The sequence below is a fragment of the Aquifex sp. genome (genome assembly GCF_056494385.1).
The window spans coordinates 1-24,690 of sequence record NZ_JBSLZM010000055.1 but is presented as its reverse complement, the minus strand read 5'-3'; the positions used below and the strand labels follow the sequence as shown (position 1 = coordinate 24,690).

The following is a 24,690-nucleotide window of genomic DNA, read 5'->3' as shown; positions in this document are numbered from 1 at the left end:
ATTCACGAAGTATGATAACAGACATAGAGGACTTCTTAAGAACCCACTACCCCTTTTCTTCCCTTCCTCCTACTTCTCTTGAAAGCCTTTCAAGAAACATAAAGATAAAGTATTACCCCAGGGGAAGTGTTATATTCACCGAGGGTTCAAAACCTCTTGAGAACCTCTACCTAATAAGAAAGGGAAACGTATCCCTAAAAGCAAACGGTAGGGAAATAGATTTCCTTCAAGAAGGAGACACCTTCGGCTACGTATCTCTACTTACGGGAAACCCCCCCACCTCAACCGCTGTAGCGGAAACCGACGTCATACTTTACCTAATACCCAAGGAGGTATTTAAGAAACTCGTAGAAAAGTATCCGGACCTTAGTAACTTCTTTACCTCTTCTCTTGCGAAAAAACTTTCCCATGCCAAAGAAGCCGTAAAGGGAGAAAGCAGTTTTGAGAAGTTTTTAACCTTTCAGGTGAAAAACCTAAAGTTAAGAGTTGTTCCATTTGCAGACGAGGAGGAAACAGCTCTTAACGTATCAAAGAAAATGGTCCGAGAAAACACAAGCTGTGTAGTAGTAAAAGGAAAAAAGGAAGGAATTATTACGGAAAGGGATATCTTAAAGAAGGTCGTTGCGGAAGAAAAAAACCCCTCCGAAGTTAGGGCAAAAGATATAATGAGCACACCTTTAATATCTGTTTCTCCGGAGGACTTTCTCTTTGACGTTATACTCCTTATGGCAAAGCACAACGTAAGGCGTGTAGTCGTAAAGGATAACGGAGAAATTCTCGGGGTTGTTGAAGATAGGGACATAATAGCTCTTGAAAGCCAGAATACCCTCGTTCTTGTAAAGGAAATAGAAAAAGCAAGAGATTTAAGGGATTTATCTTATCTTTACTCTCTTATGGACGATATCGCTTTAAACCTTTTCTCCGAAGGCGTTAGACCGGAGGTAATAAGCAAACTTATAGCGGAACTTAACGACAAGTTTATATCAAAGACCGTAAAGCTGGCTATAAAGGAGATAGGACTTGAGCCTATAGTTCCCTTCAGCGTTCTCGTTCTCGGAAGTGAAGGGAGAAAGGAACAAACACTCAGAACGGACCAGGACAACGCCCTTATCTACGACGATACATACCCCTCCCTTGACGTAGACCTTAAATACTACTTCAAGACCTTCGGTGAGAAGATATCGGAAATTCTTCTAAAAATTGGATTTCCCCCTTGTCCTTCCAACGTCATGGTGAGAAATCCGGAGTGGAATAAGGGAAAAACGGCCTGGATAAAAACTATTAAAAGCTGGTTTTCAAAACCCGAACCTCAAAACACCTTAAAGCTCGGTATATTCCTTGATTTCAGAAACGCATTCGGAGACATAACCCTTGAGGAAGAACTAAGGGAAACTGTTTTCAAACTTGCAAGGGAAAACGACCTTACAATAGCATACATGTTAAAAGATGCCGTAAGGTTTAAGCCTCCCTTGGGACTATTCGGAAGACTAAAGACGGAGAAAAAGGGAGTAGACCTTAAGAAAGGTGGAATATTCCCCATAACTCACGGAGTTAGAGTTCTCGCAGTGAGAAACGGTGTTAAGGAGACGAACACCCTTGAGAGGATAGTCAAACTTAAAGAGATGAACGTAATTCCCCAAAACCTTTCGGAAGACCTTTCCGAAGCCTTTAAGTATCTCCAATACGTAAGGTTAAAATCCCAGATAGAAAAACTCAAGCTCGGGAAAGAACCCGATAACTACGTAAACCCCGACATACTCACGAAGCTGGAAAGAGACCTACTGAAGGATGCCTTTAAGATAGTTGAGGAGTTCCAATCCTTTATTGAGAACAGATACCTTTCCTATCTCCCCTCATGAATTTCTTAAACACCTTAAAGAGAAAATTGCTTTTGAAACGGGTGAAAAAATCTCCTTATTTTAAGGACTTTTACGAGGATGTAGATATAAATAAAAAGGTTTACGAGACAACTTTCGTTATTTTTGACTGTGAGGCAACGGACCTTAATGTAAAAAAAGCAAAACTTCTCTCCGTTGGTGCGTTAAAGGTTATAAACCTCTCGGTTGATACATCAACTATTTTTTACGAATTTGTGAAAACTGAGGAAATAAAGGCAGTGGAAATACACGGGATAACGAGAGAAGACTTAGAAAAAAAAGGAAAAGAAGCCGAAGAAGTTATTAAAGACTTTTTGAGGTATATAAAAGGATGTGTTCTTGTTGGTTTCTACGTTAAGTATGATGCGGCATTAATTGAGAAGTATTCAAATCTTTATTTTAACTACCCTTTAGTTAACTATAAGCTGGACGTCCTCAGTCTTTACACCAGAGGTTATTATCATGGAAAAAGCCTTGACGATATAGCCCAGGAATACGGAATAGAGTTAAAGGGAAGGCACAACGCCCTTGATGACGCTTACATTACTGCTCTCATATTCCTTAAACTCATATACCCTTACAGAAATGAAAAGTTAAAGGATTTACCTCTATTTATATAATTTGTTATAATTTTAGGTCTAAACCCTCTGGAGGAGAAAGATGAGTAGCGAGTTACTCCGAAAAATTGAGAAGAAATACCTTCCGAAAAAAGAGTATCCCGACTTCAGGGTGGGATATACCGTAAGGGTCTACTACAAGATAAAGGAAGGAGACAGGGAAAGAATTCAACCCTTTGAGGGTGTTGTTATACGTATCAGAGGAAGCGGTGCGGGAAAAACCTTCACCGTGAGAAGGGAGTCTTTCGGTGTAGGTATAGAAAGGACATTCCCTTACTACAGTCCCAACATAGAAAAGATAGAAGTAGTTAAGATAGGTAAGGTAAGAAGGGCTAAACTCTACTTCCTGAGAGAACTTAAGGGTAAGACAGCCGAGAGGAAGATTAAAGAGATTAAGTCCTGGGAATACGAGGCAATGCAGAAAAGAAAGGAAGAGGCAAGAAAACAGAGGGAAGAAGAAAAGAAGCAGCAAGAACAAGAAAATGCTTGATTACGAGTTAAAGCTTTGGGAAAAGGGGCTCACGGTTGCCGGAGTTGACGAAGCGGGAAGGGGTCCCCTTGCGGGTCCCGTTGTTGCCGCTGCGGTAATACTTCCACCCTTTACAAAGCCCTTTATAAAGGGAGATTCCAAAAAACTCACAAAAGAAGAAAGAGAAGAGGCATACGAAGAAATTAAGAATAGGGCTTTAGCAATCGGAACAGCGGTAGTTGACAGTGTCGTTATAGACAGGATAAACATACTTCGAGCGACAAAACTTGCGATGAAAAGAGCCCTTGAGGACCTAAAACACCATTACGACGTAGTAATAACGGATCACGTAAGACTTGAGAGTGTTAACTGTATACCCCTCGTAAAAGGGGATTAGAAAAGCCTCTCCTGTGCTTGTGCATCAATAGTTGCAAAGGTTATAAGAGATAAAATTATGGAAATTTACCACAAAATATACCCAGAGTTTGACTTTGTTTCAAACAAGGGATATCCAACGAAGAAACATATGGAACTTATTGAAAAAGGAAAGGTGACTGAAATACACAGAAGAAGCTACTCCCCTCTAAAAAACAGGCTCTTTTAACGAGCCTTCAATAAACCTTCTCTCTATTACGGGATAATCGTTTTTAACACCTTTTGATAAAAGTATTTGGAAAACGTAGTTTGAACCTATGAGAAAGGATACTGCAGCAGAGGTCAGGTAAAGCTCCCACATTCTAACAAAACGTTCACCGAACATTTCCCTCACTCTATCAACGTTTTTTAAAAAACTTTCCTTCCACTTTTGTAAGGTCCAGTAGTAATGCATTCTCCAGTTGTCCAAATCAATAAGGAAAAACTCAAGACCCCTTAAGCTTTCCTCTATTTCAGATATGGAAGGGAGATAACCTCCGGGGAATATATACTTCCTTATCCACCTGCTTTGAGTGTCTGGGTGAAACTTACCTATTGTGTGGAGTAAAAAAAGGCCACCGTCTTCCATAACTTTGTAAACTGTTTCAAAAAATAACCTGTAGTTTTCCTTACCTACATGTTCAAACATACCTACCGATACAACCTTGTTAAACTTCCTTCCTAGTTTCGGTAAGTCCTTGTAATGCATTTTATAAACCTCAACCTTTCCCTCAAGCCCTCTTTCCCTTATCTTTTCCCTTACGTATTCGTACTGATTATCCGAGAGAGTTATACCGACGGCGTTTGCCCCGTAAACCTCTCCCGCTTCGAGGATTATTGAACCCCATCCACAACCTATGTCAAGAAGTCTATCCTCTTCCCTTAAACGGAGTTTCTCAAAAATTATCCTCCTTTTTAGACTCTGCGCTTCCTCAATACTCATCTCCGGGTTCTCAAAGAAAGCACACGAATAAGTCATACTCTCATCAAGCCATAGCTTGTAAAAGTCGTTCCCGAGGTCATAGTGGTGTTTAACGTTTTTCTCGTCTCTATAGGTTCTAAATAGGGGTATATGTCTGAGGATACTAAACAGATTCTCTCCCTTTTCCGTATCCCTGAATATCTTCATTCCCCTTTTTATAACCTCCTCAAGGCTTCCCTCTACGTCTATATCTCCTTTCATGTAACCCTCTCCGAATCCCATCTCGGGGTCTCTAAGTGTATAACTAAAGGCATCCCAATTTTTAAAACGAACAAGGTGTTTAACCTCTCCTTCCGGAATTCTCTTTCCGTTCGGGAGCTCAATACCGATTTTTTCGGGGTGCCCCTCGTTTATCTTGTTTACTATTTTCTCAACAATAACCTCTTTTATCATAAATACACCTCCCTCTTTCATAAAATTTAGGTGCGACTTTTCTCATTGACATCTCAAACACGGGTTTATATGCTTTTAGCATGGTTGAGATACTCGTTGCAGAACACGCCGGATTCTGTTTCGGTGTAAAAAGAGCTGTAAAACTTGCGGAAGAGAGTTTAAAGGAAGCAAAGGGAAGGGTTTACACCCTTGGACCCATTATACATAACCCTCAGGAGGTTAATAGGCTAAAAAGCCTCGGTGTTTTCCCAAGCAACGGCGAGGAGTTCAGGGAAGGGGATACGGTAATAATTCGTTCCCACGGAATACCGCCCGAAAGAGAGGAAGAGTTAAAAAGAAAAGGGCTCAGGGTGATAGATGCTACCTGTCCTTACGTTAAGGCTGTCCACGAAGCGGTATGCCAACTTACGAAGGAAGGATATTTCGTTGTTCTTGTCGGCGAGAAAAATCACCCGGAGGTTATAGGAACCCTGGGATACCTCAGGGCATGCAACGGAAAAGGAATAGTTGTTGAGACAATTGAGGATATAGGAGAAGCCATAAAACACGACAAGGTTGGTATAGTTGCACAGACAACTCAGAACGAAGAATTCTTTAAAGAGGTTGTGGGAGAAATAGCCCTCTGGGTAAAAGAGGTAAAGGTTATAAATACAATATGTAACGCAACTTCCCTCAGGCAAGAAAGCGTTAAAAAACTGGCCCCTGAAGTTGACGTAATGATAATAATAGGCGGTAAAAATAGCGGAAACACAAGAAGGTTATACCAGATATCAAAGGAACTTAACCCGAAAACCTATCATATAGAAACAGCCGACGAGCTTTCTCCCGAGTGGTTCAAGGGTGTAAAGAAAGTAGGAATATCCGCAGGTGCTTCAACTCCCGACTGGATAATAGAAGAAGTTAAGGATAAAATAAAGGAAATATGCTCGGGCTCCTTGGTATCCTAACGGTTTTATTCCTATACGCATTTGCTTCTCTCTACGAAGAGCTTATAAAACAACAAGTTAAAGAGCTTCCGCTCGATAAGGCTGTAATCGTTGGAAATGGTAGTAAGGAGTTAATAGTTTTTGTGAATCCCGATTGTCCCCACTGTAGGAGGGAGTGGAAAAAGTTGAGGGACCACCTTGATAAACTAAGGATTTACGTATTTGTTATACCTTTCAAAGGTTGGGGGGAGGAAAACTTAAAGAAAGCTTATTACATAGTTTGCTCGGAAAATCCTCAAAAGTCCCTTGATGAGGTTCTGACCGGAAAGCTTGACGATAAGGAGATAAACCCAAAAAGATGTGAAATGCTAAACTACCATCTAAAGGCTGCAGATATGGTAGGGCTCAGGGCGGTTCCCCTAAACATAATCCCGGATAAAGGAAAGGTAATAGAAGGAGAATCACCAAAACTCTTTTATTACTTGGGAATAAAAGATTAAGAGAGAGAAAAAAAGAAATTTAAGCCTGTTGTAGGGCAACCTCCGGTTTGGGAAGCCAGGGTTCTATTCCTTGTTCTTTAGCCCACTGATTTGCAAACTCGTAAGCAGCCCTGGCGGTAGCTATGTTCTTTTCTATGAGTTCAAGTTTTTTCTTAAACTTCCTTTCTATTGCGGAGTCAAGAGATGCTGTACCACCGGATGCAACAAACTTCTTAAGGAATCTTGCCTTTATACCTTCTTCTATAGATTCCATTCCGACTATCTGGGTTATTCCGAAGAAGGCACCTATCATAGCCATATTGGTTGCGAGTTCAGTTCCTGCAATCTCTACTGCAAATTTCGTTGCGGAGAAGTTAAATATCTTTACGTTCCTCTCCTCAAGAAAAGCTTTATCTTCCTCAGAAAGTAGGTCTTCTTCCGCGTTTATTATGATTAATCCGTTCCTCTTTATACCGGAGTAGAAGGGCATCGTGTAGGATTTACCCATCGTTATAACCTGAGAGTGGAAAACCATTATAACGTCCGGGTATACAACCTCTCCCCTGTCGTATATGGGTTCTATACCTATTCTTACGTAACTTTCCGAAGGTGCCATTCTCTTTTCAGCACCGTAGAAGGGATTAGAAACTGCGTAATAACCGGCGTGGTCAGCAGCAGTTGCCATAATGTGGGCAGCGGAAACCGCGCCCTGCCCACCGATGGCGGGCATTCTTACGTTAATTCTTCTCCTCACGGGCTGACTCATAACAGTCCCTCCTTCTTCTTCCTTTCTATAACTTCCTTAGCCTCATCGGTCATGTATTCAAAGAACTTGAACCTTTCCTTGTCCCTTTGTCTCATTTCCCAAAGACCTTGGTCCGAGTTGAGACCTATCTCAAGGATACAAGGTGTGTATAGGTGGATGTATGTAGGTCCTACTTCCCTAGCTACGTATATAGCTTTCTTAACAACCTGTTCAACCTTCTTGGGTGATGAAACCGTTAGCCTTGCTACGTAGTGACAACCGGAGTCTATCGCAAGCTGCCACATAGGAACCTTATCCCACTGCTTTCCTCCGGGTGCCATCTTGAACTCCATTCCTCTGGGAGTTGCACCGCTGTCTTGTCCTCCCGTATTTGCGTAAACCTCGTTATCAAAACATATCGTCGTTATCTTCTCTTGTCTGAAGAAGGACTGAAGGGTACAGTCAAGACCTATGTCTATGGTAGCTCCGTCACCCGCTATAACTACAACATCCTTCGGTTTATCGGGGAACCTCCACTCAAGAACCCTCTTAATTCCGGAAGCTACCGAGTTCTGGTTTCCGAAGAGGGGGTGAACCGTATGGAGTGCTATGTGTGGGAATACAAGAGATGTGCATCCCGTAGAGTTAACTATTACCGTATCCTCGGGGTTGGGAAGGGAAGCAAGGATGTATCTGAATGCGGCCGATTCGGGGCATCCCGCACAGAGGGAGTGTTCCTCTATAAGCTCTTTTGAGTAGGGGAGGTCCATTACTCCCCTCTTGGGATTGCCCCAAGTTGCCTTCTCTTCAAGGTCAACAATTTCCTGGGGCATAAACTCTTTTAAATCTTCATTAATCTTAAATATCTTAACCGACATGTTTCACCTCCTTACCAATAAGTCTTAGAACTTCTTGAACGATAAACTCAGGAGGCATTGTCATACCACCACCTACTCTTGGTGTTCCGAATATGGGAATGTCAGTATATCCGTATAGAGCTCTTTTTACTTCCCTTTCAAGCCATCCAATGACGTTAAACTCAGGGATGAATATGTATTTAGCACCTTTTACCGCTTCCCTTACCTCTTCGGTCGGGAAGGGTCTTATGGTTTTAATTCTGAGAACTCTTGCCTTTATGCCTTCTTCGTGTATGAGTATCTGAGTGGCTTCCTTAGCCTGTGCCGCAGCTGTTCCGCTTGCTATAAAGAGAACCTCTCCTTCGGGGTCTCCGAAGTGTTCAACAAGTCCCCTGAGGTAGTGTTTTGCGTAAGGTCTGGACCTTTCTATTGCAGCCCTTACCTCAAATTGCCAGCTTGCGTGAGTTGCGTAAGAGATGTAGTTTGATTTCATTACGAATGGGTCTCTCATGAACCTTCCGGGAGGCATTTCCATATCTATGGGAGGCATGGGTGCCTTATAAGGGTCGTAAGGAGGCAGTGCTATATCTTCGGGAGGCAGGTAAACCGCTTCCCTCGTGTGAGATATAAAGAAACCGTCTATTGCGGTTATTATGGGAACGTGAACGTCGGGCTGTTCAGCTACAACAAAACCCGCAATTATCATATCAAATAGCTCTTGGGCCGTTTCAGCGTGCCATATCATACATCCCGTATCAAGCAGGAAATACATTTCAAGGTTATCTGGCTGTATTGATAGGGGAGAGTTTATACCTCTAGCCATAAGAACGAGTTGTATGGGAAGTCTTGAACCTGCCCACATCGGGAAGAGTTCCATAGCTCTGAGTGTTCCGGGTCCGGAGGTAGTCGTTATCGTTCTTGCTCCGGCCATTGCACATCCGGCAACTTCTGACATAACACCGAATTCCGACTCACCCCTGAAGTAAACGCCTATATACCCTTCCCTCCACAGTTCTCCGAGCATGTGTGCCGCTTCGGATTGGGGAGTTATGGGGTAAGAGATTGATGCGTCAACGCTTGCCCTCTTTGCCGCTTCCTTTACAGCTTCGGAACCGGTTATGAAGTGTTTCGTTCTAGGAGCTTCAAAGAGAAGGTAATCAGGGGATACTATACGCTGCCCCATTCTATTATATCTGACCTTCTCGGTCTTAACTTGTTGTGCCATAATACACCTCCTTTTAAAACTTTTCCTTAAATTTAAACCTTTACCCTCCGATGGAAATATGAGCTAAACCTCATTTACCGAGCTCTCTTTTTACTTCTTCCGCTATTCTTATAAACTTCTCAAGGTCTTCCGAGTGTTGGTCTCTGAGTGTTATCATCGCATCTTCGTGACCCGCCATACTGCACATAGCTATGGTGAAGCAGTCTGTTTCTGCTCTTATTATCTTGAGTGCAACGTTAGCGTAATGGCAATGAACACCTATGAATATGCATGCCTTTATTTTGTTGTGCCATATTGTAAGGTTTGGATGGTTGGGATTTATCTCCTTCTCGGGGTCAATCTTGGGATACTTGGGTCTGTAGTCGTACATGGGAATGATTTTCGCCCCGAGAACTTCCGCCATCTTCCTTACGAGCCTTGCCTTCTTCTTTGCTTCTTCGTTCCACGCGTAGAGAACCTGAGGTCCCGGGAATATTGTCGGGTTGTCCCTAGTTAGCATAGCCTTTGCGGCTTCCCTCATAGCTATCTCTTCATCTACTATTTCGTTGAACATTAAAGCTTTACCGGGTGGAGGTGTTAGAACACCCTCGGTAACAGCAACGGGATACGGGGAGTACCCCGAAGGACCTAACTTTGCCATACCTTACCTCCTTACCTTACTCCCGCGACGTCCCTGTTTTCTGCGTAAACCATTTCAATAGAATCACGCTTTAAAAGGTCCGAACACACATAAACACACAAAGCACAACCCTTACATCTCAAAGTATTAACGTAAGCGTGATGCCCTTCATCTGTATACATCAGGGTATTTGGCTCGGGACAGAAGAGGGTGCACTGCTTACAGTTGTATTTTGAACACTCGTTACGAATAACTTGAGCAACGTAGTACATTACCTCTTCCTCCAAAAAGGTTTTGTGAATTAAAATATAAAGGCTGTTTAATAAATTTACAAGTGAAAAGCCCATTAAAACGGCTTTTTAAAAATTCAAGTATGATTCTAATCATTTTGTTATAATTTGAAATTAAGTTTCAATACTTATTTAGACTTCAAAAAAAGGAGGTAAATGAAAATGTTAAAAAGGAACACTTTTATGTTTATACTTCCTTTAGTTCTTTTTTCTTGCGGAGGAGATGTTTCGAAGGAGGAAATAATTGAAACTAAAACTCAGAATTACAATCCAGAACCGAACATACCTCTTGAGTGCTATACGGATACGGGTATAGTCAAACAAGGAAGAGCTATAGCAAACCCTTGTTACGTCTGCCACACAAAGGCAAACACACCTTACGCTAACGAAGTTGAAGACTACGATTTACAACTCGTCTATGATTTTCCCGAAGAAATTAAAGAGTTGGGTAATCCGTGGCTTAACGCTGTTAAGCAGGAACTCACAATAGGTCACATCCCCGAACCTTCCGATGAAGAAATATGGAGCTGGATAAGAATGAGTAACTGGGCGGAAGCTTACAACAACAGGGGAAAGGGGAATCTTGAATACTTCCCCGATATACCTCCTATCTACAGCTATGAAAACGGTTCTTATAAGCTTGTTAATCTTGATAACGAAGGTTTTGTTTTGGACGAAAATGGAAATTATACGGGGTGGCGGGTATTCAAGTGGAAGCCTTTCCCGGGATTTTTCCCCACAAACGGAAGAATAGACTCTACGTTTATAAGACTCCCTAAAAAATTCAGAACTAAAGACGGTAAGTTTGATAAGGAAACCTATAAGAAAAATCTTGCAATACTTGAGTGCGCCGTAAAGGGCGTTCAGGTGGGAAAACTATGTTCCGGGACCGAAGTAGGGGATTTCTATCTGCCGGCTTATTACGAAGGTGATGCGAAAGACATTCGTGTTATAACTTATCAGTATCCTCCGGGAACTGAGTTTGCCCATCCCCTTTACTACCTTGACCCGAAAAACACTATATCTTTTAAATCATTGAGAATAAAGGAAATGAGGTATATGAAAAAGCTCGCTTATGCGGATGTAAGGGAAGGGGAAGAAGAAGAGGAAAACTTTTTCTGGGATAAGGGAAGGTTTTTTAACGTTTCGGGATATTGGGAAATGAGAGCCTTTATAGAAGATGAAAATGGAAAACTGCGTCCTCAAACTATTCAAGAGAGTAAGTTCTGTATAGCTTGTCACGGAGGCATAGGCGGAACTGTTGATGGGACCTTTACGTTTTGGAGAAAAGTTCCCGGAAAGGGAGGGTGGATGGAACAGGACTATAACCTTACGGTAAGAAATATAAAGGACTGGAACTACAAGCATATTAAGAATGCAAATATGGGTCCAAACCTGAAGGAACTCGTGAAGCTCGCGAAAGGTGAATACCAGATTTACTTCGCTCTTACGGCAGGAGGAGACCATTTCAGGAGCAACGAGGAAATACTTACCAGAATTAGTAAGGACAAAGATAAGATATCAGCCGTTCTTTCGCCCGAAGAGAACATAATCACAAATCCCGAGCTTATTAATTACCTTGACGAACATGGATATATAAAGCCGGAGCTCTTTCTGCCGAGTGAAGCAAGGGCACTGGGAATAAATAAGCAGTATTACCGAATAGTTAAGGCTCAAGCTTTCGTATACGGAAGGGACGTTTTTGATAAACCCTTTGGTATTTCAAACGGCGGTAACTCCCTTGAAGAACTAAAAGCTCTTGATTCAACGGGAGTTAAAGAAAGCGGTATATGGCACATCTTAAGGACATTGCTTAAGTTTAGCGATGCAAAGTAATTTGACTTGACACAAATGAAAAAGATTTTTATAATGTAATTAGCAACAAAAAATGAGGGGTTGCGGAGAAGTTTAGAAACTCCCTCCCTCCCCCTCCCTCCCCCTATGTTTTTTTGGCCTCCCGCCCGGGAGGCCCTTTCTAAATTATTAACTTATGGTGTACTTCATTTCTGACACTCACTTCTACCATGAAAACATAGTGAACCTAAACCCTAAGGTGAGATTTGAAGGATTTGAGTCTTTTATACTTAAAAACCTTTACGAGACCATAAAAGAAGGAGACGTCATATTTCACCTAGGGGACTTCACCTGGCATTTTAACGATGAGAGAGGATACCTAAAAATCTGGAAAGAGCTTCCGGTAAAAAAAGTTTTGGTTATGGGGAATCACGACAGGAAAAAGGAAAGGTTAAAGGAGTTTTTTGACGAAATTTACGAGTTTTACACAGTTATTGAATACGATGGTGTCAGGATTCTCCTTTCCCACTACCCTGCCCTTGACCCCCTTACCAAACGTTATCCCGAAAGGCAGGAGCTTGTGAGGGAGATATACTTCAAGGAAGGTTGTGAGCTTTTAATTCACGGACACGTTCACTGGAATGAGAAAGGTATAAGGTGCGGTTGTAGGGAAGTTGGGATAAATTGTTATAACGTAAACGTTGAGTGGAACGGATACAGGCCCGTAAGTCTTTCTGAAATCCTTAAGGAGGTTGCAAATGAACAGGATAGATTACTTTAAACAGCTCCTTGAAAAGAGTCCGGACAATCCGATGGTTCATTACTCCTTGGGTCTTGAGTATTACAAAGTTAAGGATTATGAAAATGCTATTAAGCACTTAACGAGATATCTGGAACTTCAAGAAGATGAAGGAGCTGCTTACAGAACGCTTGCAAAATGTTATGAAGAACTTGGAGAGTTCCAGAAAGCTATAGAAGTTCTTGAAGAGGGGATAAAACAGGCGATGAAGTATAACCACCCATCAATGGCTCAAGAATTTCAACAGTGGATAGAGGAGCTGAAGAGCATGAGCTTTTAAATCATGCTCCTCAGAACTTCCCTCGTTACGGGTATTGTTTCTGCGTAAAGCTTTCTTTCCCCGTTTATCATTTTTGCAACTTCTGCAAAGGTTAACATTATTCCACCCAGAATATCCCCTTTCTTTTTATGAAGCTCCTCATCAAGGGGAGGGAGTGCTTCCTGAATCTTTAACAGCTCTTCCTCAAGTTCTGTAAGATAGTCTATAAAGGCCTTTAATACCTCTTCTCCCCTGTCCTGGATGAACCTGTTTATATTCCTTTCAAGGTCTTCGGTTATGGGTAAGTCGTTGTAAGAGAGGTAATCCCTACCGTTGTAGTTCGCGTTCTCTATGCCTTTTCTTAGTAGTTCCTCGTATATCTCTACAACGGTTTCGGATATAACTTCTCCCTTGTCTTTGTGCTCTTTAATGTCAAGCCCCACCTCTTCCCTAAAGAGCTTTTCTATGTAGGGAAGGTCCATAGGCATCTTTCTTCTTATGGGCAGTTTTTTTAACCTCATGTCAATTGATTATAAAGGATTTTCTTGAAGCTTTCGGGCATTCTTCCGGGGTCAAGTCTTCTTAACTTTCTCTCTATTATCTCTTTTGAGTACTTTTTCACGTAGTAGTCTATTGTCTCAACCCTTATCTTTACGCTTCCCGATGGCTTTGTTTCGTCAAGGTCACCGAACTTAAAGTAAAGGGTTCCCGAGGCTTCAACGATTTTCTGAACGGGTGTGTAAGTAGGCTGGTCCATACCGCACTCGTAACTTGAGAGTCTAACTACGGCAGTTATCCAAGGAAACCTTGCCGCAAACTTAGCACCCCATATTATCTCGTTCGTGTTTGCGCTATAGGAGGAAATCCAGACGTCGGAGATATCAAAGGGAGACTTTATAACCCCTTCTTCAACCTCTTTTCCGAAGAGCCAATCAAGTATATCCTCGTCTATGGGTAAATATTGACCCCATACAACGGGATAACCGCAGTTTTGAAACTCTACGTCTATCTCATGTCCTATCCCCGGGTCCATATGGTAGGGTCTTGCGAGTATAAGTATACAAGGGTGGTTCTCCTTTGCGCACCACTCAAGGATTTCCCTTGATTTTTTTCTCATCTTTTTGTTAAACCTCTCAAGCTCCTCAAGCCCGTCTTTTACTGCTCTTTCAACCTCTTTGTAGCTAACATTCAAAACGTCTTTAAAGGCTTCGTAAAGTTGTTTAGGAAGAAGGTGTGGTTCCGCAAAGCTCACAAAGGGTGATACGTATTTCACACCGAGCTTTTCAAATACGTTCTCCTCCTTTGTAAATCCCGCTTTTATGTTTTCGGGTGCCATTGCGACCCTTGTGCATGAAAGGGAGTCTACGACGTGTCCCCTAAGGAAAGAGGGAAGGGAGTAAATCATGGGAACGAGAAGTATATCTATTTTCTTCGTAAGAAGCTCTCCTATGTGTCCTGCCAGGGCCTTAACGGGATAACAGGAGTCCATACCTATCCTTCCTTTTCCGAACTCCCTGTATTGTTCCTCGGAAGTATCCGAACTAAAAACGATATTCTTCGGTTTTATCCCGAGGGATTTAAGAAAGCCTATCCAGAACCGGTGTGTTGACCAAATGTTTAAAAACTTCGGGATACCAACTTTTATGTTTTCTCGTTCCTTTTTTCTATCACCGCCGGAGGCGGTTCTTTTTCTAAAAACTTTTAAAAGAAGCATATTACACCTCCACCCTTGTGTTGAAAGCTTCCTTCTGGACAAACTGAGCCACGCTCGGGAACTTCTTCTTCATCTTTTCCATCTCCTCTTTTACGACCTTTAGCTCGTTCCTGTCTTCAACAAGGCCCTTAGGACATGCGTTGTTTACGATAATTCTTACCCATCCTTCGGGCAGGGGAACTTTTGACCAAGGTCTTCCCTTTCCTCCGGGTAGTTTCACGTCTATGAACGTTCTCTTACACTCAACGGGGCACCACTTACACACGGTTTCTTCAGATGTAGTCGTTTTATACTCCAAGTTTTCAATAGTTTCAAATCCTCTGAAAGAGGTTTTACCTGTCCTTTCATAATGTTCAAGGGCTATTAACGCAGCTCCGATTGCCCCGGCTTCCCCCGAGTAGGGGTGAACAACTATCTCTGCATTTGGAATCTTTGTCCTCAAAAAGTCAACCTGAGCTTTTACTACAGCAAGGTTCCTGTGGGTTCCTCCCTGGAGGATTATCTTCTTACCTACGTTTTGGAAGTTCGTTATGTTTCCTGCGTATATCCATACGTTCTGGGGGAGAACCCAGCATAGTGCTGCGAGTATTTCATCAGCATTCCATCCCTTTCTTTGTTGATTAACTATATCGCTCTGGAGGAAAACACCACACCCCATCGTGAGTTCGGGCATGGCCTGGGCTTTGAAGGCCCTTTCTGCAATTTCTTCAAGGGGAATACCGAACCTCTCCGCAACACCCTGGAGGAACGCTCCGTTCCCCGAAGAGCACTGAGAGTTTAGCCTAAAGTCAACGACCGCCCCATTTCTAATGAGGATTATCTTTACGTCTACCCCTCCAACGTCACATATGCAGTCCGCATCGGGAAAGAAGTGAAGCCCCGCAGTTGCGTGAGCAACGGTCTCAACGATAGCTACATCTGCACCGAGAATATCCTTTAGTAGATCCTTCCCGTACCCAGTAACGCCCAGTCCAAGAACCTTAGCATCACCTATTCTTTCTCTTATCTTTCTGAATAAATACTTTGCATCCTCTATGGGATTACCTTTGCTTAAGGTGTAGACGGAAAAAAGTATCTCCTTATTTCTATTTATACAAACCGCTTTTGCAGTTGTTGAACCGAAATCACAGCCTATTACGACCTCCTTTATCTCACCTTGGTAAGGCTTCCTGTTTTTGTATGCGAAAACTTGGGGTTCGTAAACTTTCCTGAATGACTCAAGCTCCTCCTTAGTTTTCCATAATCCCTTTCTCCCTTCTTTCTTTTTCTGCTCGTATTGACCTTCCTCTATCCACCACTTTAGTTTATCTTTACCTTTGTATAAACCGTTTTCTTTCGGTTCCGTAAGTGCCGTGAAGGCACACCCGAGGGCTGCGTAGTAGAGGGCATTCTCGGGGACGATTATCAACTCATCGGGTTCCTTTCCTTCGGGAAGGGGAACGTTTCTTTCCTCCCAAAGCTTTTTTAAGTGGTGTCTCCATGCCTCTTGAAGTCCCTTGAAAAAGAGGTTAGGACCTCCCAGAAGAAGAACGTAAGGCCGTGGAGTGTTTCCTTTTGTGAGAACCGCAAGGTTCTGGTAAACAACGGCCTCAAATAGGCTAGCTATTATTTCTTCCTTGGGAACACCCGCCTTTACCAGGGTGTTTACGTCCGCCTCTGCGAATATACCGCACTTTGAACTAACTTTATGAATTTGATACCCTTCGTATCTCATACGAGAAAGCTCTTCCGGAGGGATGCCTAGTTTTCGTGCTGCTTTTTCTATGAAGCTTCCTGTCCCGCCGGCACAGGCACTTTGCATAAACACCTGTCTAGTCTTCTTATCTCCATCTCCGTTAAAGAAAATGGTTTTCATATCCTCCCCGCCTATCTCGGATACAAAGCGAACCTCCGGATGTAGTTTCTCAACTGCAGTTGCGACAGCGACTACTTCCTGAACGAACCTAGCACCTATGAACTCCCCTATCGTTCCTCCACCCGAACCCGTAATGTATACGCGGTCTCTTCCCGCCTTAAATCCATGTTTTTCTTCAATTCTTTCCAGAAACTCAAGAACCTTTTCAGCCTGTTTAGTGTTATGTCTTTCGTAAGCCTTGTCTATTATCTCTCCTCTCTCGTTTAGTAAAACGTATTTACAAGTTGTTGAACCTACGTCAAGGCCTAAGATAAGCATGTTTAGACCCTCCCCATAAGCTTTGCAATATGCATAACGTAGTTTGCAGCTGTTCCGGCGTATCCGTAGTGGGGAATTTTGTAAGTTGCCTTTTTAAGCTCCGGATGTTCCTCCTCGTAATTTCTTATATCTTCCTCGGTAAGCTTCGTTTTTTCCATCACCTCTTCAAACTCCCTTACCGCCCTTTTCTTTGCTTCCGTTAGTATCATCTGACAGCGGGAGAGTGCGTGAACCTCTGAGTCCCCTTTAACCTCTATGGGTGCGTAAAGAAGGTCGGGGTGTTTTCCTAAAACCGCCTGCATGGCTCCTATGGACATTGTGTTGGGCATACATCCGTAGGGTGAAAGCTCACAAATCATATGAGCGTGTTTGTTCAAGTGGGCGTAAAGGGCTTTTCCTATAAGCATGAAACCCTCACCTCCCGCAAGGAGGTAGTGGAAATACGGTCTTGCAAGTTCCCTGAGTTTTTCCTGAGGAGGAAGTTCATTCGGAACGTTGTTGAGAGCCTTCCTGAGTTTGTTGTAAACGAAGTGATAAAGCTTTATTATCGTTTTTACAGCAAGTTTCTTAAGATAATACTTATCGGTAAACTCCTTATTTTCTTCAAGTCTCCAGAGAAACATGTGAAGGAGGTAGTCCATCCATATGGCTACCGGGGGTGGTATTACCTCTGCACCTTCCCTTTCAAGCCACCTCTTTATGTTGTAGTTTCCGTCCCCCTCGTGAGTCTGAAGCCAGAACTCACCAGTTATCTTAACCTTCGGTTTTACCCTCAACCTGTCAACCTCAATCTCTTCCCAGAGCTTCATAACTTCCTTTAATGCCTTTACGTAGTAGTCCGTCGTTATATGCCAAAGGAAAGAACTCCACTTTTTCCCTTTGGTAGGTCTCCTTTTAATAGCTTCGTAAAGCACCTCTACACTTTCCTTCATCACCCTGTCCGTTTCTCCAGGGACTTTTTCGTAAGGTCTCGTCGCATACTCCATATCCGTAAGAAGGTCTCCTATGAACATGGCGTGAATAAGGTTCAGGGTAAGGGGAATGGTTATCTCTATTCCTCCTTCGTTCTGTTCAAGCCGGAGAAGGTCAAGTAAGAATATGCGGAACTCCCTTAAATTAAGCCCTTCAAGAACTCTTTCGTAGGATTCATGATACTGCCCAAACCGACAAGGACCGCACGCCCCTATAGTTACAAAGGCATACTTCTCTTTAAGGTTTTCCCTTCCCTCCTTTTTTTCGGTTTCCATTAAGAACCTTGCGAGATTTCCCGCCGTAAACGTCGTGGGACAGCATGCTCCTGTGTCTATATACTCTTTTCCTATGTCCAGGTCTACCCTCTTTATCTGAGGGAGGGGTTTGGCCCTGTATCCGGCATTCTCAAGGGCACCCTGGATTAACCTTTCATGCTTCCAGGTAAGCCCCCCGAAAACAATTGTAACTTTATCCCTCTCTTCCTTCTTTATGGGCCTCGGTCTGTATGCCCTGTAGTGCTGAACTACTTCCATAGCTTCTACCCCCCTCTTTTATAAGGACTCCCTTAAGACCGATATTTATTATCTCTTCCGCCACTACCTCGGGAGGTATATCCCTCCCTCCGATAAGTCCCCTTATCACTTCCTTTAGCGCTCCGACGAGTGCGTAAGAGAGTATCTCTGTATTTACGTCCCTTATTATTCCTAAGGAAATTCCCTTATCAAGGGAACGCTTTACCGTCTTCCTAACCTCTTCAAAGAACTCGTCAACCACCGAAAAGAGTCCAGGGTCACAGTTTTTGTTTAAAACAATTTGTGCAAGCTCTTTTTCCCGAAGGGCGTAATCAATTACGCTTATTATGTTCTCTTTAAGCTGTTCAATAGGATCCCTTTTTACGTCTATAACCTTTATCCTCTTTTTAAGCTCAAATATAACCTCTTTGAGAAGTTCTTTAAATATCTCTTCCTTACCTTTAAAGTAAATGTAGAAGGTACCCCTTGCTACCCCAGCCTCGTCTATTATGTGGGATATCTGGGCGTTGTAAAAACCTTTTTCTGCAAAAACCTTTTTTGCGGCTTTGAGAAGTTTCTCCCGTGTTTGGACTGACATGTCAGTCTAATTATCTTCCGATTCGTAAAACATTTTATGATGAAAGTCATATTAAATCTTTCCATAACAGATGGGTCTATTGGAAAGAAGTAAAAATTTAACGTTAAAATGTTCCTTATGAAAAAGAACGTATATCTTCACCTGCTTGGTTTAGTAGTCCTTACACTACTCTCCCTCTATGCAGTTTATAAGTATCCTATAAACCTTGGTCTTGACCTGAAGGGGGGGATAGAGTTTGTCCTTGAGCCAGACTTTGACGTTGCTCTGAAAAGAGAGTATGAAAGCCTGGCGAGAAGAATAAGGGAAGCCCTCAAGGATTTTAACATCCTTGACGTTTACGTTAAGGATAATAGCGTGGTGATTGAACTCCTTGATGAAAAAGAGGGTAAAAAAATAAAGGAAAAAGTATATAAGCTTAATCCCAACGTTATTTTTGAGGAAAGAGGCGATAAGCTCTACGTTAGGTTTACGGAAAAGTATATATCCCAATTAAAGGAAAGTATAGTAAACCAGAGCATAGAGATAATAAGGAACCGTATTGACAAGCTCGGTGTAACTCAACCCATAGTGAGTAGAGCGGGGAAATACAGGATAATAGTTGACCTTCCTGGTTTTCTTGACGTTGAAAGGGCTAAAAAGATAATAGGAAGCACCGCTTCCCTTGAACTGAGACTCGTGGTAGATTCTTCTCCGTCAAAGAAAGAGCTTGAAAAGAAGTTAACCGGGGATACCGAAATACTTCCCTCAAGGGAAGGTGATGAATGGTTCTTACTTGAGAAGGTTCCCGTAATAACGGGTAAGGACTTAAAAACCGCATACGTAGGTGTTGACGAGCTTGGTCAACCGGCGGTTAACTTTGAACTGAAAAGCGAAGCTGCAGAAAAGTTCGGGGAGTTTACGGAAAAGAACATAGGGAAAAGACTCGCTATAGTTCTTGACAATAAGGTAGTATCCGCACCGGTAATAAGGAGCAAGATATCCGATAGGGGACAGATAACGGGTAACTTCACCGCTCAAGAGGCAAGGGACCTGGCTTTAATCCTGAGAACGGGAAGCCTACCCGCACCCCTTAAGTTTTTACAGGAAAAGGTTGTAGGGCCTTCCCTCGGCAAAGATGCTATAGAGCAAGGTATAGAGGCGGGGATAGTGGGCATAATACTACTTTCCCTTATACTTATTGCTCGGTATAAAACCGCGGGTATAACCGCGAACCTGTCTATACTTCTCAACGTTCTTTTTCTCCTTGCGGGAATGGGCATTCTCGGAGCTACATTAACGCTTCCCGGAATAGCGGGAATTATCCTCAACATGGGTATAGCTGTAGACTCGAACGTCTTAATATTTGAAAGGGTAAAGGAGGAATTAAAACTCGGAAACACCTTATCCAAGGCTATAGACCTCGGTTTCAAGAGAACACTCAGTGCGGTTTGGGATACCCACGTTACCCTTCTCGTCGCTTCAGTTATACTCTTTCAGTTCGGAAGCGGTCCGGTTAAGGGCTTTGCGACAACACTCGCAATAGGAACGATAGCGAGCTTTATATCAAACGTTTATTACGCAAAGGTCTTTCTTGATTTACTAAACTCAATGAGAATTTTAAAAATATGAATAAATTATTGGAGGGGGTGGAAATATGAAAAGGTTATTCATACTTATCCTTTTAGTTGTATTCTTCTCTTTTTCCATGAACCTCATAAAGGTTGAAGAAAAGCTCTATATGGTGAGGGGACATGACGGACTTCCCTCAAAGGAAAATAGAGGCTTTATATCAAACGCTTACGGTGTTCTCACTGAAGAGGGATGGGTGGTTATTGATTCCTTAACGAATCATATACTTGCAAGAGAGTTTATAAAGGAGCTTAAAAAGGTTTCAAAAAAACCCATACTTTACCTGATCGTTACCCATTACCACCTTGACCACTGGTATGGAGCGAAGGCATTTAAGGAGGAAAGGGCTAAGATTATAGGACATATAAAACTTAAAGAAGTTTACGATTCGGGTGAAGCTCACCAGGTTCTTGAAACCCAAAAAAAGATTTTTAAGGACATCCTTAAAGGGGTTGAACTGGTTCCCCCGGATATAACGGTGAAGGATAAAAAAGTTCTAAAGGTGGGAAATGAAGAGTTCGTTATATACGCTATGAAGCCGGCACACACAAATACGGACCTCGTAATACTCTGGAAAAACAGAAACATATTATTTGTCGGGGACCTCGTTTATAAAGACAGAATCCCCTTCATGGGAGACAGGAACGCTAGCTCAAAGGGATGGCTCAAAGCCCTTGAAAGGATTAAGGAGATGAAACCGAGGATAATTTTTAGCGGGCACAACTACCCCCTTGACCTTTCCGCGGTAGACTGGACCTATAATTACATAAAGCTCGTCAGGGATAAAGTAAAGAAACTGAAAGATGAAGGTTACTTTATAGACGAAGTTATAGAAGCCTTTAAGGGAAATCCCTATGAGAAAGTGAAGATGTATGACGTATTCCACAGACAAAACGTATGGAAGGTTTATAACGAATTAGACCTGGAAATTTAAGATGAAGGGAACGCTTTACTTTGACGGAACTTCTAAGGGAAACCCGGGGAAATCCGGAATAGGAGCTGTGCTTTTTGTAGGAGATAAAAAGTATACTTTTAAGATGTCCGTAGGGGAAAAAACGAACAACCAAGCGGAGTATCTGGCACTTATAGCGGGATTTCTCCTCGCAAAGAAAAAGGGAGTAAGGGAGCTAAAGGTTAAAGGGGACAGCAAACTTGTTATAAACCAAATGAAAGGAAGCTTTAGGGTTAACGATGAAAAGCTAAAAAAACTATACAAGAAAGCAAAAGAGCTTGAGAAAAGCTTTAATAAGGTGAGCTACGAGTGGGTAAAAAGAGAAGAGAATAAAGAAGCTGACAGACTTGCAAATGAGTCTTTAAAAACTTATTAAGGAGGTAGGTATGGACGCTGTAGAGAAGAAACTTTATGAACTTTATGAAAAGGCTATAAATTACGAGCCCCTGAGTAAGGAAGAAGCCCTCTACATACTTAACGTTGATGACATTTACGTTCCTTTCCTCGTTCACCTTGCCCAGAAGATAAAGAAACACTTCTTCCCGGAGAACGAAGTTGAGTTCTGTTCCATAATAAACGCAAAGAGCGGAGCCTGTTCCGAGGATTGTAAGTTCTGTGCCCAGTCAAAGTATTACAGGACACCCATAAACGTTTATAACCTCGTCCCCGTTGATGAGATGGTAGAAGGTGCGATAAGGGGTGTTGAGTTCGGGGCAAACAGGTATTGTATAGTTCTAAGCGGTAAACAGGCAACACCCCAAGAGGTAGACAGGATTACGGAAGCGGTAAGGGAGATAAAGAAGGAGCAAATTCCCATAAACGTATGCGTTTCTGCAGGAACCCTTGATGAGGAAAGCCTGAGAAAGCTAAAGGAAGCCGGTGTGAAGAGGATTAACCACAACCTTGAAAGTTCAAAGAACTTCTTCAAGAACATAGTCACAACCCACTCGTGGGAAGACAGATACGAAACGATAAAGAGGATAAAAAAGGTCGGTTTATCAACCTGTAGCGGTGGAATATTCGGTATGGGAGAAACGAACGAGGACAGGGTAGACCTTGCTCTTACATACAGGGAACTTGAGGTTGACTCAATTCCTCTGAACTTTCTAATGCCTATAGAGGGGACACCTCTCCAGAACGCTCCGGGCGTTGAGGTGATGGAAGCCTTAAAGATTATAGCGATGTTCAGGTTTACAAATCCGAAAGCGGAGCTAAGACTTTGCGGGGGTAGGGAACAGAACTTAAGGGATTTTCACGGAATGGCTACGTTAATGACTAATGCCCTAATGGTTGGTGGATACCTTACCAGGGCGGGAAGGGACATAAAGAAGGACTACAAGCTCCTTGAGGACCTGAAGGCAAGGAGGAAAGTAAGTGTTGAATGAAGTTTTACCTTGAGGAAAACCTTGATAAACTTGCTCGGTGGCTCAGGTTTCTGGGCTACCCCGCCTATACAATCAAGGGAGAGGTTAAACTTTCAAAGATAAAACCCGACGGTGTGTTCATAACGACATCAAGAAGGTGGTATGAGAAACTTACAAAACTCGGTATAAACGCCTTCCTAGTTCCCAGACACGATTTTGAGCTCCAGCTCTGCAGTGTGGTAAAGCATTTTAACCTAAGAAGGGAGCTATCCCTAGACATATGTGCATACTGCTCATCACCCCTGGTAGGCGTAAGCAGGGAAGAGGTAAAGGATAAGGTTCCCGAAAGAGTTTACGAAGAAGGTGAGGATTTCACCTTATGTCCTAAATGCGGGGCTGTTTTCTGGAAAGGTTCCCATTACGAAAGGATGAAAAGGAAGCTGAAGGAGATTCTAAAGAAGTGCTAAGACTTTCTCCATTTCTTCTTTCGTTCTCTTTTCTGTTACCGCTATCAACGTTGATTTCTCAAGCTTCCCGTAAAACCTGTCTAAGGGAAGACCAAAAACAACCTTCTCCTTAAGGAGCTTTCTGTAAATCACGGGGAGGTTTTCATGCCTCACGGGAAACTCCCACAGATGCTTACCTTTAAAGACCTCTTCAAAACCCTTCTCAAGGAGTTTTTTCTTGAAGAAGTAAGCCTTAGAGAGGCTCTGAATAGCAACCTCTTTTATGCCTTCTTTACCCAGAAGAACCATATATAGGAGGTTTGCCAGTGCCATTAAGTTCTGATTTGTGCATATGTTTGAGGTTGCTCTCTCCCTTCTTATGTGTTGCTCCCTTGTCTGGAGAACGAGTGTGAAAGCCCTATTTCCCTCAAGGTCCTCACCCATGCCTACAAGCCTTCCAGGCATCTTCCTAATGTATTCCTTCCTCGTCGCGAAAAACCCCACGTACGGTCCACCGAAGGAGAGAGGAATACCGAGTTGTTGCCCCTCACCCACGACGATATCCGCACCGAAAGAAGAAGGGGGTTCCAGCAGGGCTAGAGCTATCGGATCCGCAACTACAACGAGAGGAACTCCGTATTTTTTTGAAATTTCTCCAATCTCCTTTAGGGGTTCTATATAACCGAAGAAGTTAGGATATTGAACAACGAGAGCGTGAACTTCGTTTTCTTTCAAAACCTTTTCAAGCTCGTTTAAGTCTGTTGTTCCCTGTTCTGCAAAGCCCACCTCAAGTATCTTGTCCTCATATCCCCTTAGGTAGGTTTTTACGACTACCCTGTATAAAGGGTTCAACGTTTTTGAAAGAATAACCGTGTTTCCCTTTCCCCTTATAGCCCGTGCCATTAAAACCGCTTCTGCGGTTGCAGACGCTCCATCATACATAGACGCGTTTGCAACGTCCATTCCGGTGAGTTCACATATGAGAGATTGATACTCAAATATCGCCTGAAGCGTTCCTTGAGAAGCTTCGGCCTGGTAGGGTGTGTAGGGCGTTAAAAACTCACCCCTGTTTAGGATTTGCCATATTACCGAGGGTATTATCCTGTCGTAAGCTCCGGCTCCGATAAAGTAGAGGGGGAGTTCAGTTTCTTCACAAACCTCATCAAATAGCTTTCTCAGCTCCTCTTCCGAGTGAGGTTTAGGAAGATTAAAATCTTCTGCGAAAAGCTCTTGAGGAATATGGGAGAAGAGCTCCTTTAAACCCTTTAGTTTTAACTTTTCAAGGATTCTCTTTACTTCCTCCTCGGAGTGGGGAATGTAGCTCACTTTTCTTCCTCGTATCCCAGATTTTCTTCGTCAACGTTCTCAAGGCTTTCAATAATCTCCTCTGGGCTTTCCTCTTCTTCCTCTTTTATTTCCGCCTCTTCCTCTTTTTCCTCCTCTACTATCTCTTTTAGGTATTCAGCGTAGTCCTCCGCGGTCATCAGGTCCTCAACCTCGCTCGGGTCCTTCATCTCAAGAACAGCTATCCATCCCGCCTCGTAGGGGTCATCGTTTATCATTCCCGGTTCGTCCCTCAGATCCTCGTTAACCTCAACAACCGTTC

The 24,690-nt window shown here is 42.8% G+C and carries 26 protein-coding genes and 1 pseudogene; 14 read left to right on the top strand and 13 right to left on the bottom strand.

The genetic code is table 11. The features are described from left to right. The 4 genes and pseudogenes from ACWB1W_RS04420 to ACWB1W_RS04405 all read left to right on the top strand — a co-directional run. Window positions 1-1,859, top strand: a 1,859-nt coding sequence (locus ACWB1W_RS04420) for a putative nucleotidyltransferase substrate binding domain-containing protein (protein ID WP_479370182.1), incomplete at its 5' end; no start/stop codon positions are given. Between the two features lie 41 nt (window positions 1,860-1,900). After that, window positions 1,901-2,497 (top strand): 3'-5' exonuclease, encoded by a 597-nt coding sequence (locus ACWB1W_RS04415; RefSeq protein WP_479370181.1) that lies wholly within the window; start codon window positions 1,901-1,903, stop codon window positions 2,495-2,497. A gap of 40 nt (window positions 2,498-2,537) precedes the next feature. After that, a complete protein-coding gene (rplS, locus tag ACWB1W_RS04410) occupies window positions 2,538-2,984 on the top strand; it encodes a 50S ribosomal protein L19 (RefSeq protein WP_479370180.1) in 447 nt (148 codons plus the stop codon). Beyond that, window positions 2,977-3,567, top strand: a pseudogene (locus ACWB1W_RS04405) (ribonuclease HII). Before rplS ends, ACWB1W_RS04405 begins: the two are co-directional and overlap by 8 nt. Here the strand turns inward: ACWB1W_RS04405 and ACWB1W_RS04400 are convergent. Beyond that, window positions 3,547-4,752 (bottom strand): class I SAM-dependent methyltransferase, encoded by a 1,206-nt coding sequence (locus ACWB1W_RS04400; protein WP_479370179.1) that lies wholly within the window; start codon window positions 4,750-4,752, stop codon window positions 3,547-3,549. The pseudogene ACWB1W_RS04405 and the gene ACWB1W_RS04400 overlap by 21 nt on opposite strands. Window positions 4,753-4,832: 80 nt before the next feature. Between ACWB1W_RS04400 and ispH the strand changes: the two genes are divergently transcribed. Together ispH and ACWB1W_RS04390 are read left to right on the top strand one after the other, a co-directional pair. After that, a complete protein-coding gene (gene ispH, locus ACWB1W_RS04395) occupies window positions 4,833-5,699 on the top strand; it encodes a 4-hydroxy-3-methylbut-2-enyl diphosphate reductase (protein ID WP_479370178.1) in 867 nt (288 codons plus the stop codon). Further along, window positions 5,675-6,178 carry a thioredoxin domain-containing protein gene (locus ACWB1W_RS04390; protein WP_479370177.1) on the top strand — a complete coding sequence of 168 codons (504 nt, stop codon included), beginning with the start codon at window positions 5,675-5,677 and terminating at the stop codon, window positions 6,176-6,178. Before ispH ends, ACWB1W_RS04390 begins: the two co-directional genes overlap by 25 nt. Window positions 6,179-6,197: 19 nt before the next feature. Here the strand turns inward: ACWB1W_RS04390 and ACWB1W_RS04385 are convergent, their stop codons facing one another. From ACWB1W_RS04385 to ACWB1W_RS04365, 5 genes are all read right to left on the bottom strand, one after another. Continuing rightward, a complete protein-coding gene (locus ACWB1W_RS04385) occupies window positions 6,198-6,923 on the bottom strand; it encodes a 2-oxoacid:acceptor oxidoreductase family protein (protein ID WP_479370176.1) in 726 nt (241 codons plus the stop codon). Beyond that, window positions 6,920-7,780, bottom strand: coding sequence for a thiamine pyrophosphate-dependent enzyme (locus ACWB1W_RS04380; RefSeq protein WP_479370175.1), 861 nt, complete (start codon window positions 7,778-7,780; stop codon window positions 6,920-6,922). Before ACWB1W_RS04380 ends, ACWB1W_RS04385 begins: the two co-directional genes overlap by 4 nt. Further along, a complete protein-coding gene (locus ACWB1W_RS04375) occupies window positions 7,770-8,984 on the bottom strand; it encodes a transketolase C-terminal domain-containing protein (RefSeq protein WP_479370174.1) in 1,215 nt (404 codons plus the stop codon). Before ACWB1W_RS04375 ends, ACWB1W_RS04380 begins: the two co-directional genes overlap by 11 nt. A 70-nt stretch (window positions 8,985-9,054) precedes the next feature. Further along, window positions 9,055-9,624, bottom strand: coding sequence for a carbon monoxide dehydrogenase beta subunit family protein (locus tag ACWB1W_RS04370; RefSeq protein WP_479370173.1), 570 nt, complete (start codon window positions 9,622-9,624; stop codon window positions 9,055-9,057). Window positions 9,625-9,635: 11 nt separating this feature from the next. Then, window positions 9,636-9,875, bottom strand: a complete 240-nt coding sequence (locus ACWB1W_RS04365) for a 4Fe-4S dicluster domain-containing protein (protein ID WP_479370172.1) — start codon at window positions 9,873-9,875, stop codon at window positions 9,636-9,638. 180 nt (window positions 9,876-10,055) lie between these two features. Between ACWB1W_RS04365 and ACWB1W_RS04360 the strand changes: the two genes are divergently transcribed. The 3 genes from ACWB1W_RS04360 to ACWB1W_RS04350 all read left to right on the top strand — a co-directional run bounded on the left by ACWB1W_RS04360 (window position 10,056) and on the right by ACWB1W_RS04350 (window position 12,766). After that, window positions 10,056-11,729: a hypothetical protein gene (locus tag ACWB1W_RS04360; protein ID WP_479370171.1), complete on the top strand. Its 1,674-nt coding sequence runs from the start codon at window positions 10,056-10,058 to the stop codon at window positions 11,727-11,729. Between the two features lie 154 nt (window positions 11,730-11,883). After that, window positions 11,884-12,468 (top strand): metallophosphoesterase, encoded by a 585-nt coding sequence (locus ACWB1W_RS04355; protein ID WP_479370170.1) that lies wholly within the window; start codon window positions 11,884-11,886, stop codon window positions 12,466-12,468. Beyond that, window positions 12,446-12,766 (top strand): tetratricopeptide repeat protein, encoded by a 321-nt coding sequence (locus ACWB1W_RS04350; RefSeq protein ID WP_479370169.1) that lies wholly within the window; start codon window positions 12,446-12,448, stop codon window positions 12,764-12,766. Before ACWB1W_RS04355 ends, ACWB1W_RS04350 begins: the two co-directional genes overlap by 23 nt. Here the strand turns inward: ACWB1W_RS04350 and ACWB1W_RS04345 are convergent. Genes ACWB1W_RS04345 through ACWB1W_RS04325 form a run of 5 tightly spaced genes read right to left on the bottom strand, consistent with a single transcriptional unit; the run spans window position 12,763 to window position 18,714 of the window. Further along, complete coding sequence (locus tag ACWB1W_RS04345) at window positions 12,763-13,266, bottom strand: DUF1931 family protein (protein ID WP_479370168.1); 504 nt, start codon at window positions 13,264-13,266, stop codon at window positions 12,763-12,765. The two genes, ACWB1W_RS04350 and ACWB1W_RS04345, sit on opposite strands and share 4 nt — an antisense overlap. After that, window positions 13,263-14,459, bottom strand: a complete 1,197-nt coding sequence (locus ACWB1W_RS04340; protein WP_479370167.1) for an acyl-CoA dehydratase activase-related protein — start codon at window positions 14,457-14,459, stop codon at window positions 13,263-13,265. The genes ACWB1W_RS04345 and ACWB1W_RS04340 overlap by 4 nt, the downstream gene beginning before the upstream one ends. A 1-nt stretch (window position 14,460) precedes the next feature. Beyond that, the gene (locus ACWB1W_RS04335) at window positions 14,461-16,632 is read right to left on the bottom strand and encodes a BadF/BadG/BcrA/BcrD ATPase family protein (RefSeq protein ID WP_479370166.1); all 2,172 of its coding nucleotides are present in this window, start codon (window positions 16,630-16,632) and stop codon (window positions 14,461-14,463) included. Window positions 16,633-16,634: 2 nt separating this feature from the next. Continuing rightward, entirely contained in the window at window positions 16,635-18,137 is a 1,503-nt protein-coding gene (locus ACWB1W_RS04330; protein ID WP_479370165.1) for a hypothetical protein, read from the bottom strand. After that, window positions 18,073-18,714, bottom strand: coding sequence for a TetR/AcrR family transcriptional regulator (locus ACWB1W_RS04325; protein WP_479370164.1), 642 nt, complete (start codon window positions 18,712-18,714; stop codon window positions 18,073-18,075). Before ACWB1W_RS04325 ends, ACWB1W_RS04330 begins: the two co-directional genes overlap by 65 nt. Before the next feature lie 117 nt (window positions 18,715-18,831). On the opposite strand from ACWB1W_RS04325, the gene secD reads away from it, so the two are divergent. The 5 genes from secD to ACWB1W_RS04300 are packed head-to-tail and all read left to right on the top strand — an operon-like array spanning window position 18,832 to window position 23,105. Further along, window positions 18,832-20,322 carry a protein translocase subunit SecD gene (secD, locus tag ACWB1W_RS04320; protein WP_479370163.1) on the top strand — a complete coding sequence of 497 codons (1,491 nt, stop codon included), beginning with the start codon at window positions 18,832-18,834 and terminating at the stop codon, window positions 20,320-20,322. 25 nt (window positions 20,323-20,347) lie between these two features. After that, window positions 20,348-21,256 carry an MBL fold metallo-hydrolase gene (locus tag ACWB1W_RS04315; RefSeq protein WP_479370162.1) on the top strand — a complete coding sequence of 303 codons (909 nt, stop codon included), beginning with the start codon at window positions 20,348-20,350 and terminating at the stop codon, window positions 21,254-21,256. A 1-nt stretch (window position 21,257) separates the two neighbouring features. Beyond that, window positions 21,258-21,650 (top strand): ribonuclease HI family protein, encoded by a 393-nt coding sequence (locus tag ACWB1W_RS04310; protein WP_479370161.1) that lies wholly within the window; start codon window positions 21,258-21,260, stop codon window positions 21,648-21,650. Between the two features lie 10 nt (window positions 21,651-21,660). After that, on the top strand, window positions 21,661-22,659 hold the full coding sequence (gene bioB / locus ACWB1W_RS04305; protein WP_479370160.1) for a biotin synthase BioB: 999 nt from the start codon (window positions 21,661-21,663) through the stop codon (window positions 22,657-22,659). Beyond that, the gene (locus tag ACWB1W_RS04300) at window positions 22,656-23,105 is read left to right on the top strand and encodes a Mut7-C RNAse domain-containing protein (protein ID WP_479370159.1); all 450 of its coding nucleotides are present in this window, start codon (window positions 22,656-22,658) and stop codon (window positions 23,103-23,105) included. The genes bioB and ACWB1W_RS04300 overlap by 4 nt, the downstream gene beginning before the upstream one ends. Here ACWB1W_RS04300 and gcvPA read toward each other — a convergent pair. Together gcvPA and ACWB1W_RS04290 are read right to left on the bottom strand one after the other, a co-directional pair. Then, window positions 23,091-24,410 (bottom strand): aminomethyl-transferring glycine dehydrogenase subunit GcvPA, encoded by a 1,320-nt coding sequence (gene gcvPA / locus ACWB1W_RS04295; protein WP_479370158.1) that lies wholly within the window; start codon window positions 24,408-24,410, stop codon window positions 23,091-23,093. The two genes, ACWB1W_RS04300 and gcvPA, sit on opposite strands and share 15 nt — an antisense overlap. Further along, on the bottom strand, window positions 24,407-24,690 hold a 284-nt coding region (locus ACWB1W_RS04290), incomplete at its 5' end, for a glycine cleavage system protein H (RefSeq protein WP_479370157.1). The genes ACWB1W_RS04290 and gcvPA, both read right to left, overlap by 4 nt.